We start from the raw sequence: 13,026 nt of genomic DNA on the forward strand, positions 1-13,026 counted from the left end.
ACCTAACAAAGGGAAGAGTACATTGGAATATCTTTTGAAATTTAGAATTCGTCAATAAATCTTATGATTTAGACTATTTACAAGAAAAACTAATTATTAAATAATAAAAATACAATAACGATGAATAAAGGAAATATTAATGTTTCGGTAGAGAATATCTTTCCATTAATTAAGAAGTTTTTATACAGCGATCACGAAATCTTTTTACGTGAATTAATTTCAAATGCTTCTGACGCAACCCTGAAATTAAAGCATTTAACAAGTATTGGTGACGCAAAAGTAGAATACGGAAATCCAAAAATTGAAGTAAAAATAAATAAAGACGATAATACTTTGCACATTATTGACCAAGGTTTGGGAATGACAGCTGATGAAGTGGAGAAATACATCAATCAAGTGGCGTTTTCTGGAGCGGAAGAATTTATCAATCAACACCAAGATGCGGACGGAATTATCGGACATTTTGGTTTAGGTTTTTATTCTGCATTTATGGTTGCGGATAAAGTAGAAATCATAACAAAATCATATAAAGACGAGCCTGCAGTTCATTGGACGTGTGATGGTTCTCCTGAATTTACATTAGAAAATTCGGATAAAACAGATCGTGGAACTGAAATCGTTTTACACATTGCAGAAGACTCGAAAGAGTTTTTAGACGAATGGAAAATCCGTGAATTATTGAATAAATACAATAAATTCATGCCAATTCCGATCAAATTTGGAACGAAAAAAGAAACACTTCCTTTACCAGAAGATGCTTCAGAAGATGCAAAACCTGAGGAAATCGAAGTTGATGATATTATCAATAATACAAATCCGGCTTGGACAAAAGCGCCATCAGAATTGTCTGACGAAGATTATCAAAATTTCTACAGAGAATTGTATCCAATGCAATTCGAAGAACCTTTATTCCATATTCACTTAAATGTTGATTATCCATTTAATTTGACTGGAATTTTATTCTTCCCAAAATTAGGAAACAACATCAATATTGATAAAGATCGTATTCAATTATACCAAAATCAAGTATTTGTAACAGACGAAGTGAAAGGAATTGTTCCTGATTTCTTGATGTTATTACGTGGTGTGATAGATTCTCCAGATATTCCATTGAATGTTTCGCGTTCGTACTTACAAGCTGATGGAGCTGTGAAGAAAATTTCGGCACATATTACGAAAAAAGTGGCGGATAAAATGTCTTCATTAATGAATCAAAATCGTGAAGATTACGAGCAAAAATGGAACGATATTAAAGTTGTAATTGAATATGGAATGATTTCGGAAGATAAATTCTTCGAAAAATCTGACAAATTTGCATTGTATCCAACAGTTGATGGTAAATATTTTACTTGGGATGAATTAAATACTGCGATTAAAGACAATCAAACCAACAAAGACGGAAAATTAGTAATTCTTTATGCGTCTGATGTTGATGGACAAGATCAATACATACAAATTGCGAAAGAAAAAGGTTACGAAGTAATTTTATTAGATTCTCCTATTTCTTCTCACTTGATTCAGAAGTTAGAATCTACAAAAGAAAATGTAACATTTGTTCGTGTTGATGCGGATCATATCAATAATTTGATTGAAAAAGATGAAGTTAAAATTTCCAAATTATCTGATGATGATAAAGAAAAATTGAAAACTGAAATCACAGAATCAATCAACAATAAATCATATACAATTCAATTAGAAGATTTATCTGGAACAGATGCACCTTTCATCATTACGCAATCAGAATTTATGCGTCGTATGAAAGATATGCAAGCTTCTGGCGGAGCTGGGATGTTTGGAATGGGTAATTTCCCTGAAATGTATAATGTTGTTGTGAATGCAAACTCGGATTTAGCAACAGAAATTTTAGCTAAAGATTCGAAAGAAGAAAAAGAAGCGTTGATTAATCAAGCATTAGATCTAGCAAAATTATCGCAAGGTTTGTTAAAAGGTAAAGAATTAACAAATTTTATCAATAGAAGTTTTAAGAACATTAAATAATCTCAGAACACTATATTTTAGTAATCTTAAACTTAAAATCCAGCACATAATGTGCTGGATTTTTTATTTCTAAATAGATTTATTGATGTGTTAAACTTTTAAAATTAATCTGAAATAATTTGCAAAACATGATTTTTGTCATTAATTTTACATCAAGGAATTAATAATTATTCGTTCAGGACTTCAAAATACTTTAGTTGTTTTGAAACAGAACATTAAAATTAATAGTTGTTTTTCCACAAAATAACGAAATTTTTAAGCCGACAGAGAATTTTCATAATAAGGTGAAAATTAATTCAAATCATTATCAAAAATTTCGGGAAGGATTTCAAGAAATTGAAATCCTTTTTTCCCTAGACGTTCTTTTTAAATCGATTTTGCTCATAGTTATTGCATAGGATTAATAGTCTCTCATATATGAGTACATTTCATTTATTATTTACAATAGATATTTGTTCTATTTATAAAAATTCTTTTTTATAATCATTTAAAAAGAACAAGTTACAATGGACTTATTCAGAAGAAAGAATTTGACATTGGGAAGGATTTCAAGAGATTGAAATCCTTTTTTTTTGCAATTATTATAACAAAAAAAGAGCGACAAACATGTCGCTCTTTTAATATATATCAGAATGTTATTATTCTTGTGATACAATTTTTGCAGATAAATACTCACGGTTCATACGTGCAATGTTATCTAAAGAAATTCCTTTTGGACATTCGATTTCACAAGCTCCTGTATTTGTACAGTTACCAAAACCTTCTAAATCCATTTGTGCAACCATTTTTTGAGCACGACGAGCAGCTTCTACTTGTCCTTGTGGTAACAATGCGAATTGAGAAACTTTAGCTCCTACGAATAACATTGCAGATCCATTTTTACAAGTTGCAACACAAGCTCCACAACCAATACATGTTGCAGCGTCGAACGCTTCATCTGCATGCATTTTGTTTACTGGAATATTGTTTGCATCTACTGTACGTCCTGATGTATTTACAGAGATGTAACCACCAGCTTGTTGGATACGGTCGAAAGATGAACGGTCTACAATTAAATCTTTGATTACTGGGAATGCAGCAGATCTCCATGGTTCGATGTAAATCGTTTCACCATCTTTGAACATACGCATATGTAATTGACAAGTTGTAACACCTCTATCTGGTCCGTGCGCTTCTCCATTGATGAATAAAGAACACATACCACAAATACCTTCACGACAGTCGTGGTCGAATGCAACTGGCTCTTTTCCTTCCTCTATTAATTGCTCGTTTAATAAATCAAGCATTTCTAAGAAAGAAGAATCAGTAGAAACATCTTTTAAGGAATATGTTTCCATTTTTCCTTGAGCATTAGCGTTTTTTTGACGCCAAATTTTCAGCGTGATGCTGATTGTTTTTGATGATGCCATAATTCTATATGATATTTTGACATTTTGCTTGAAAGTTTGTTATCAAGCAAAATGATTTTATTATTTATAACTACGAGTTTTAAGCTCGATATATTTGTAATTTAATTCCTCTTTGTGTAAAACCTCAGTGTTGATATCATCACCTTTATATTCCCAAGCGGCAACATAAGTATAGTTTTCATCATCACGCATTGCTTCACCTTCTTCTGTTTGGTACTCCTCACGGAAGTGACCACCACAAGACTCATTACGGTTAAGAGCATCAATTGCCATTAACTGTCCTAATTCTAAGAAGTCAGCTACACGTCCAGCTTTTTCTAACTCAGTATTCATTTCGTAAGCATCACCAGGAACTTTTACATCACGATAGAATTCTTCACGTAAAGCAGCAATTTCAGCAATCGCTTCTTTTAAACCTTGAGCATTACGAGCCATACCTACTTTGTTCCACATAATATTTCCTAAACGTTTGTGGAAACTATCTACAGTTTTAGTTCCTTTATTGCTTAAGAAATGTTGAATTTGGTCTTTAACAGCCTTTTCAGCTTCATCAAATTCTGGCGTATTTGTAGGAATTTTACCTGTACGAATATCTGCTGATAAATAATCTGCAATTGTATAAGGTAATACGAAATAACCATCTGCTAAACCTTGCATTAATGCAGAAGCTCCTAAACGGTTAGCTCCGTGATCAGAGAAGTTAGCTTCTCCTACTACGAAACATCCAGGAATTGTTGATTGTAAGTTGTAGTCAACCCAAACACCACCCATTGTGTAGTGAATTGCTGGATAGATACGCATTGGATTTTCGTATGGATTCTCATCTGTAATTTTCCAATACATTTGGAATAAGTTACCATATTTCTCCTCAATCCATTTTTTACCTAATTTCTCGATTTCAGCATCTGATGGATTTTGATCTCCGTTTGCGAAAGCAACCTCACGACCTTTTTTCTTGATCTCATCTGTAAAATCTAAGTAAACTCCTTCTCCAGTTTCATTTGCTTCAATACCATAACCAGCATCACAACGCTCTTTTGCAGCACGAGATGCAACGTCACGAGGAACTAAGTTACCAAATGCAGGATAACGTCTTTCTAAGTAGTAATCTCTGTCTTCTTCTTTGATATCAACTGCTTTTTTCTTACCAGCACGGATTGCTTCAGCATCTTCTTTCTTTTTAGGAACCCAGATACGACCAGAGTTACGTAAAGATTCAGACATTAAAGTCAATTTAGATTGATTTGTTCCGTGGATTGGAATACAAGTTGGGTGAATTTGTACATAACAAGGGTTAGCAAAATAAGCACCTTTTTTGTGAATTTTCCATGCTGAAGTTACGTTAGAACCCATTGCATTAGAAGATAAGAAATATACGTTTCCGTAACCACCAGTAGCAATAACTACTGCGTGAGCAGAATGTCTTTCGATTTCACCTGTAATTAAATTACGAGCGATAATACCACGAGCTTTACCATCTACAAGTACAATATCTAACATTTCGTGACGGTTGTACATTTGGATGTGCCCTAAGTGAATTTGCTGATTCATTGCTGAATAAGCTCCTAATAATAGTTGTTGCCCTGTTTGACCTTTCGCATAGAAAGTACGAGATACTTGTACCCCACCAAAAGAACGATTATCTAATAACCCACCGTAATCACGTGCAAAAGGAACCCCTTGCATTACACATTGGTCGATAATATTACCAGAAACCTCCGCTAAACGATAAACGTTAGACTCACGAGCGCGGTAATCACCACCTTTGATTGTATCGTAAAATAAACGATAGATAGAGTCGTTATCTCCTTTATAATTTTTAGCAGCATTAATACCCCCTTGTGCAGCAATAGAGTGAGCACGACGTGGAGAATCTTGGTAACAAAAAGCTTTTACTTTGTATCCTAACTCTGCTAAAGTTGCAGCTGCAGAACCTCCAGCTAAACCTGTACCAACAACAATAACATCAATTTTATCACGGTTATTTGGAGCCACTAAGTTTAAATGTGCTTTGTGTTCGCTCCATTGTTTTGCGATATCTCCTTCTGGAGTTTTAGAATCTAATATACTCATTTCTTGATATTATTTAATTATTTAACAAAAAAATGGTAAACAGCAATGATAATGAAACCAGCTGGAATTAAAATAGAGTACCATTTTCCGAAAGCAACAATTACTGGCGTGTATTTGTTGTGTCTTGCTCCAATAGATTGGAATGCAGACGCAAAACCATGTTGTAAGTGTAATGATAAAAATACAAATGCAACAATGTAAATTACTAATCTTACAAAACTTAAAGCACCTTCTAATGTGAAAACGTGGTTTAAGTGATCCATAAAGTAATTTCCTTGAGCAAACTCAGGATTTGGAGCAATGTAGTGATCAGTAATTGTAGGAACCCAAAAGTCATACAAGTGTAATAATAAGAAAACTAAAATTACAGATCCAGAAACTAACATGTTTCTTGACATCCAAGAAGCATTTGCAGCACCATTATACTTTTGATAAGCAACTGGTCCACGCGCTTTCTTGTTTTGCGCTTCTAATACAAACCCCATTACAAAGTGGTATACAACACCAATTAATAAAATAGGCTGCATTAAATATTGGATAAAAGGGTTATCACTCATGAAAGCCGAAACTTCATTGAACCCATTCGGATTAATAACAGATAATGCATTAATCACGAAATGTTGTAACAAGAACACGATCAAAAATAACGCTGAAAGCGCCATCGCGAACTTCTTACCAATCGAAGATTTTAGTAATGATTCATTTGCCATAAAGCAATTCGTTTAATTTTTTAGATATTTCCACAAATTTAATCATCCCATTGCTCTAATCACAATGAAATATATCATTTCGTTAACAGATTTCGATAGTTTAGAATCATTCTTAGTTAATTAAGACATTTTTAACAATTTTTCTAAATTTTTATTGCTTAATAAATAATTAATTTTTATACTTGCAGTAGAAAAGTAGAACAACTTTTCATAGGTTTAAGTTAGTTAGGTTAATCCTCTTATAGAAATATAAGAGGATTTTTTATTTTTTTAGTTGTATGTAACATTATTCTTTTTTTTACTACATATAAAGAGCAACAGAATAATAGTTTGAATAATAAAGCAAAAATATTTACCGAATTAGTCGAGAAAAATCAGGGAATTATCCATAAGGTTTGTCGTATTTACACAGACGACAAGGATTCTCATGACGATTTATTTCAGGAAATTGTATTGCAATTATGGCGTTCTTACGATTCCTTCAAGGGAGATTCAAAATTTAGTACGTGGATGTATCGTGTTAGCTTAAACACAGCAATTACATTAATCAGAAAAAAAACAAAATCCAGTGAAACTGATTTTAATGAAGCTCAATTTTTAAACTTAACATCAGACGACAAAGACGAATTTTTAGAAGAACGTATCACACTTTTATACGCGGCAATTAGATTATTAAACGACGTAGAACGTGCATTGGTACTGCTATTTTTGGAAGACTTACCTTACAAAGACATTGCCGAAACTTTAGGAATTTCGGAAGTAAATGCACGAGTAAAGATGAACAGAGTGAAGATAAAATTAAAAGAAATAATGTTTAAAATGGAACAATAATGGAGTTAGATGACTTAAAATCAATTTGGGGTTCCATAAAGGAAGAAGAAAAGTTTGATCAAAATCAAATTTTTCAAATGTTGAAGAAAAAATCATCAACAACAATAAAATGGTTATTTATATTCACTTTTTTCGAATTTATCCTTTTTCTTGTCTACAATTTATATGTTTTAATTTCAGGAAAAAATTTTTTTAATAATGAAGTCAAAACATTAGTCGAAGAAAAAACAATTAACAATTACGAGATCGCTTCCGTTTTTAGTATTGTGACTACGTTTGGATTTTTGGTGATGGCTTATCGTTATTTCAAAAAAATAGATCTTAATCAATCTGTGGTCGATTTGATGAAAAACATTATTTCATTTCGTCGATTGGTGAACTTGTTTATTCTTTTCACCGTTTTAAGTTTAATTGTTTCTTCTGCCCCATTCTATTACGAATTAGGCCAATCTATTTATTTGGCAAAACACGCTCATGATATACAGCCAATTGTGAATAATGCTGCTGTTTATGGTTGGATTGCAATAATAACTGCTGTTGCTTTTATTGTGATTATAGGAACGGTTTATTATGGGATTATTTATTTTTTATTTTTAAGAAAACTTCAACAAAACATGAAAGAGTTGAAAGAAATGAAATAAAATCTTATTTTTGTAAACTGAATGAAAAAATTTATCCAATATCTTATGCTAACGATTTCACTGTTTATGACAGTGTATCAGTCTGCGCATATATTGGATCATACTCTAAATAAAGAGCACAAAGAGTTGAAAGACAAATTCTCTAACGTACACGATCATAGCTGTACAATTTGCCATTTCAATCAACATTTTATAGAAAATGATTCAGAAATCGAGTTATTCGAATGGTGTCAATCATTTATCCAAAAAGATAAAACACTTTACACAACTCGTGTAAAACAAGCTGTATTACTTACTCAAAAAAGTCTTCGAGCACCGCCCTACGCAATTTAATTTCAGAAAAAACCACCTTATTTTTTTAACGTTATTAAATTATTGTATTTATGTCAATCAACATAAAATGTAGTATTGCGGCTACATTATTGTGCGGAACTGTGTTTGCACAAAACATTTTCGAAGGTCAAATTATAGATAAAAATCAAAAACCAATTCCTTTCGCAACTGTATACTTCAACAACGAAGAATATCACACAAATGCCGAAGGAAAATTTAGAATTGAGAATTTAAACAAAGGAAATTATCAAGTTCAAATTGATGAACAAGGTTACGAACCTTTTTCTCAAAATATTACGTTTGATTCGCAACAAAAATTTGTTTTTACACTTACTTTTCACAAAGCATATAATTTAGATGAAGTTACTGTTTTAGGACATCATCACGATTTTTCAACAGCTAATGTAGAGCGTGTCGATCAATCTTATATTCAAGAAAACTATGCAGGATCATTAGCCAAATCACTTGAAAACATTGCAGGTGTTAATGCTTCTGGAATTGGATCATCAGCTTCAAAACCAATTATTCGTGGACTTGGTTTCAATCGATTAATTGTTGCTGAAAATGGTGTAAAACAAGAAGGACAACAATGGGGAGCCGATCATGGTTTGGAGATTGATGCGCTAAATGTTGAAGATGTCGAAGTGATAAAAGGTCCTGCGGCTTTGGAGTACGGAAATGAAGCTATTGCTGGAGTTATCAAGATTAACAATAACAATTTACCAGCGAAACATTCAATTTCTGGAGAAGTAAAAACTTTATATCAATCAATAAATGATAATTACGGAATTGGATTTAATTTGAAATCTCGTAACGATCATTTTTTCTATAAAATAAAAGGTTCATATTCTGATTATGCAGACTACAGAACGACTACTGATCGCATTTATTACCTAAATCGTTATTTACCAATTTACAATAAACGTGTAAAAAATACGGCTGGACAAGATTTGAATGCTGAAATACAAACAGGTTATATTGGTGAAAAATTTCGTTCAATTTTAACTGTTTCTAACGTTAATCAGAAAATTGGTTTCTTTCCTGGTTCGCACGGAATTCCTTCTGTAGATAGACTTCAAGATGATGGAAATTATAGAAATGTCGAATTTCCTTATCAAAAAGTGAATCATTTTAAAGTAATTTCCGAAAATGAGTTTCGTTTAAATTCTAAAGACGTTTTAAAGTTTTTGGCAAGTTATCAAAACAATCGTCGCCAAGAAGTTAGTTCGTTTCACACACATTATGCGAACCAACCTGTTCCAACAAAAAATCCTGATTTAGAATTAGATTTTAATTTATCAACGTATGATTCTCAATTAAAATTTGAACATAATCATAGCAAAAATTTCAAAACAATAATTGGTGCACAAGCGCAATTACAAGCTAATAATATTGCTGGTTACAATTATTTATTACCAAAATATGATCGAAATATTTTTAGCGGATTTTTGATTGAAGAATTCAAAAAAGGAAATACATGGAAAGTTACTGCTGGTTTACGTTACGATTATTCAACGTTCAAATCGGAAGGTTATTTTGATCAATTTCTGTACAATTATTTGATTGAAAAAGGAAATTCTGAAGGTATTGCAGATTATTATGCAAATCGTAGCAAATCAATCGATCGTAATTTCAGTAATTTAAACGGAATGATTGGTGCAACTTTTCAACCAAATGATTTATGGGATTTCAATTTGAATGTTGGAACAAATTTCCGTTTACCAACCGCTATAGAATTGGGTTCTAACGGAATTCATCACGGTAGTTTTAGACATGAACGAGGTGACGAAAATCTTGATATAGAAAAAGGAATTGCTGTAGATTTCAAATCTGTTTTTCACAAAAATGATTGGAATATTTCGCTAAGTCCGTATTTATATTATTTCAGCAATTATATTTTCTTAAAACCTTCGGGACAATTTTCGATTCTTCCTCATGGTGGACAAATTTATCAATATACACAAAGCAAAGCTTTGTTGACTGGTTTTGAATTTGAAGTTCGTAAGAAAATCAACGAAAATTTTGATGCAAATCTTGTGTACGAATATTTATACAATCGACAAATTACGGAAAATAAAAAATTCGGAAATTATCTTCCTTTCACGCCTTCAAATAATTTATTTGGACAAATTAATTATAAAATCAATCAAAATATTGCATTCTTAGAAGGTTTGAGCTTTTTTGCAAATGGAAAGTATACATTTGAGCAAGATAAAATTGCACAAAACGAAGATATTACACCAAGTTATTTCTTGGTTGGAATTGGAGGAAAAACGAAACTTAAATTCAATAATTTTAGTGCAAATTTAAGTATTCAGGTTTCTAATTTATTCAATAAAAACTATTACAATCACACCAGTTTTTATCGTGCATTGCAATTACCAGAACAAGCTCGAAACATACAAGTTATGTTAGGAATTCCGTTCGGAAAATAGTTGATACATGAAAAAGAGACATCCTATTTTTGGACTTTTCTTTAGTATTATTCTTTTTTCGATTCCAATTTTTAATCAATTACATTTTTCTTTAATCGATCATTCACAAGATTTTTCGAATCAAAAGAAAGAAATTATTCATCATCAATGTAATCACTTTACATTCTATTCTGTCTTTATTGACACGCATGATGATCCAAAAATTGAAGGAAAACAAAACGAAGAATTTTACAGAAAAGAAAGTTTTGAACAAGTAGAAAAAATTAAACTTTCTACAATTGAATATCATTTTACACGAGGTCCGCCTCAAGATTTTGTTTATTAATAAATCAACCAGAATCTTAAAAAATAACATTCAATTCAAAAAAATTAAAACAATGAAAAATTCAATTTTAAAATATTCATTCATAACATTATCAGCATTATTCATTACATCTTGTTCATCAGATGATTCTTCATTAGATACAACAAAACCAGAAATTAATTTAATTTCTCCAAAAGATGAAGCTCACCTACATTTAGGTGACGAGATTAATATTGAAGCTATCTTGAAAGATAATATTGAGTTGGGAGCTGTAAAAATTGATATTCATTATGCAGGAGATGGACATACTCATAACCATCGTTCTGCTAGTGCGCAAGAAGCATCGAGTTCTACAAATACTCAATGGGAATTTACCAAAGAAGAAGCAATTCCTTCAGGTAAAAAGGAATATGCATACAATTATAAAGTTGCAATTCCCCAAGAAGGTATTGTAGATGGTGCATATCATTTAGGATTAATTCTAATTGATAAAGCAGGAAATCAATCCGAAACATACATCGAAATCGATATAGTTGACCATAGCCACGATAATTAATTATTTTTTTATATAAAAAGCCTGAAATTTCAGGCTTTTTCTTATGCGCATTGTTAAAAGAATACTATTTTAGCACTCTTCAATTATATCAAAACAAAAAAATGATTGCAATAGCAGATAGTGGTTCTACTAAAACGGATTGGGTAATTTTAGATAGCGACCTTAATGAAGTTTTTAGAACAAGTACAATTGGATTTAATCCGTATTTTGTAACAGCAGAAGATATTACGACTGAATTACAAAAAAATGAAGATTTTGCACCTGTTGCAAATGATTTCGCAAAAATCTTTTTTTATGGTGCTGGAACTTCCAGCGAAACAATGCATGCTGTTGTTAAAGAAGGTTTACAAAACTTCTTTACAAATGCCGAATTTGTAATAGACCATGATTTATTAGCCGCTTGTTATGCCACTTACATGGGAAAACCTGCAATGGTTTGTATCTTAGGAACAGGTTCTAACTCTTGTTATTTCGATGGAACAACAATGCGCGAAGAAACAAAATCTTTAGCTTATATCTTAGGAGACGAAGGTTCTGGAAATGACTTAGGAAAACGTGTATTACGCGCTTTTTACACAAAAAAAATGCCTCCACATTTAGCCAAAGCTTTTGATGATTATTATAAATTATCTGTAAATGAGTTAAATAAAAATGTGTACCAAAATAAATTTGCAAATACTTATTTAGCCTCTTTCAATAAATTTGTTGTCGAACATAAAAATGATCCATTTATTCAGAAAATTATTTATGATGCAATGTCTTCTTTTATCGAATATCAAATTATGCCTTACGAAGAAGCTCGTCATTCTGAATTAAATTTCATTGGTTCGATTGCTCATATTTACGAAGATGTTATTCGTTCAGTTGCGGCAGAATATCACTTAACAGTTGGTCATATTATTAGAAAACCAATTGATAATGTTGTTGATTATCACAAAAAATATTTGATTAAATAATCATGGCAACTCAACCAAAAATAGCAGTAATTTCTTACAATACTCCTCATCGCAAAACACAAGATGTTTTACACGGATTAAAAGCTAAAGGTTATCAAAATGTAAAAATATTTGCATTGCCTTTTGTACAAAGAGAAAATCCGTTCAAACCAATTTATCAACATCGTCCAAGTAAAGCGATTCAAGTAAATTTAGATGATTACTGTAATAGTTTTGGTTATAATTTTGATTTAACAACTGCTGAAACGTTGAATAATCAATTAAACGATTATAAAGCTGAATATGTAATTATTGCAGGTGCAGGATTATTACCAGATGAATTGGTTGAAAATCATAAAATTATCAATACACACCCAGGTTTTTTACCTTTGACAAGAGGTTTAGATTCATTAAAATGGGCAATCACAAAAGGAGTCGAAATTGGTGTTACAACTCATTTTGTAGACACAGAAGCCGATGCTGGTTTTTTGATTGAACAACAATATGTTCCTGTTTACGGGAATGATACGTTTCATTCTTTGGCTAATCGTCAATATGAAACAGAAATTGAAATGTTAGTTAATTCGATTGAATTAATACCAACACTTTCAGAATTCAAATCACTTTCATCAAATGAATTTGAAGCGACGCGCAGAATGCCAAAAGCTATCGAAGAAAATTTGATGCAAGCATTTGATACTTACAAAGAAAAATATAAAAGGGATTAAATATTTTTTAGAAAAAAATTAAAAAGAAGCTGTCTCAAAAGTGAGGCAGCTTTTTTTTTTATGTTTTTCATAA

12 protein-coding genes are annotated in these 13,026 nt (G+C 31.5%); 9 read left to right on the forward strand and 3 right to left on the reverse strand.

What is annotated here, in order from left to right; translation table 11 throughout:
* Positions 1-120 precede the first annotated feature (120 nt).
* A complete protein-coding gene (gene htpG, locus B3J26_RS13950; RefSeq protein WP_115001086.1) occupies positions 121-1,998 on the forward strand; it encodes a molecular chaperone HtpG in 1,878 nt (625 codons plus the stop codon).
* 638 nt (positions 1,999-2,636) lie between these two features.
* Here htpG and B3J26_RS13955 read toward each other — a convergent pair.
* The 3 genes from B3J26_RS13955 to B3J26_RS13965 are packed head-to-tail and all read right to left on the reverse strand — an operon-like array spanning position 2,637 to position 6,190.
* Complete coding sequence (locus B3J26_RS13955) at positions 2,637-3,407, reverse strand: succinate dehydrogenase/fumarate reductase iron-sulfur subunit (protein WP_038337216.1); 771 nt, start codon at positions 3,405-3,407, stop codon at positions 2,637-2,639.
* Positions 3,408-3,467: 60 nt separating this feature from the next.
* Positions 3,468-5,480, reverse strand: a complete 2,013-nt coding sequence (locus tag B3J26_RS13960) for a fumarate reductase/succinate dehydrogenase flavoprotein subunit (protein ID WP_291074849.1) — start codon at positions 5,478-5,480, stop codon at positions 3,468-3,470.
* Between the two features lie 17 nt (positions 5,481-5,497).
* Positions 5,498-6,190: a succinate dehydrogenase cytochrome b subunit gene (locus B3J26_RS13965; protein WP_038337219.1), complete on the reverse strand. Its 693-nt coding sequence runs from the start codon at positions 6,188-6,190 to the stop codon at positions 5,498-5,500.
* A gap of 330 nt (positions 6,191-6,520) precedes the next feature.
* Here B3J26_RS13965 and B3J26_RS13970 point away from each other — a divergent pair, with 330 nt between their 5' ends.
* From B3J26_RS13970 to B3J26_RS14005, 8 genes are all read left to right on the forward strand, one after another.
* Positions 6,521-7,021, forward strand: a complete 501-nt coding sequence (locus B3J26_RS13970; RefSeq protein WP_291061969.1) for an RNA polymerase sigma factor — start codon at positions 6,521-6,523, stop codon at positions 7,019-7,021.
* Positions 7,021-7,662 carry a hypothetical protein gene (locus B3J26_RS13975; protein ID WP_038337223.1) on the forward strand — a complete coding sequence of 214 codons (642 nt, stop codon included), beginning with the start codon at positions 7,021-7,023 and terminating at the stop codon, positions 7,660-7,662. Before B3J26_RS13970 ends, B3J26_RS13975 begins: the two co-directional genes overlap by 1 nt.
* A gap of 66 nt (positions 7,663-7,728) precedes the next feature.
* Positions 7,729-7,995 (forward strand): hypothetical protein, encoded by a 267-nt coding sequence (locus tag B3J26_RS13980; protein WP_291049116.1) that lies wholly within the window; start codon positions 7,729-7,731, stop codon positions 7,993-7,995.
* A gap of 50 nt (positions 7,996-8,045) precedes the next feature.
* Positions 8,046-10,430, forward strand: coding sequence for a TonB-dependent receptor (locus tag B3J26_RS13985; RefSeq protein WP_291074851.1), 2,385 nt, complete (start codon positions 8,046-8,048; stop codon positions 10,428-10,430).
* 7 nt (positions 10,431-10,437) lie between these two features.
* Positions 10,438-10,755, forward strand: coding sequence for a hypothetical protein (locus B3J26_RS13990; RefSeq protein ID WP_188319924.1), 318 nt, complete (start codon positions 10,438-10,440; stop codon positions 10,753-10,755).
* A gap of 52 nt (positions 10,756-10,807) precedes the next feature.
* A complete protein-coding gene (locus B3J26_RS13995; protein WP_291074853.1) occupies positions 10,808-11,290 on the forward strand; it encodes a DUF4625 domain-containing protein in 483 nt (160 codons plus the stop codon).
* A 101-nt stretch (positions 11,291-11,391) separates the two neighbouring features.
* Positions 11,392-12,246 (forward strand): BadF/BadG/BcrA/BcrD ATPase family protein, encoded by an 855-nt coding sequence (locus tag B3J26_RS14000; RefSeq protein WP_181816317.1) that lies wholly within the window; start codon positions 11,392-11,394, stop codon positions 12,244-12,246.
* Between the two features lie 2 nt (positions 12,247-12,248).
* Complete coding sequence (locus B3J26_RS14005) at positions 12,249-12,953, forward strand: formyltransferase family protein (protein ID WP_115001095.1); 705 nt, start codon at positions 12,249-12,251, stop codon at positions 12,951-12,953.
* Positions 12,954-13,026 lie beyond the last annotated feature (73 nt).

This window comes from Empedobacter sp. UBA5987 (genome assembly GCF_002429865.1).
Lineage (GTDB): Bacteria > Bacteroidota > Bacteroidia > Flavobacteriales > Weeksellaceae > Empedobacter > Empedobacter falsenii_B.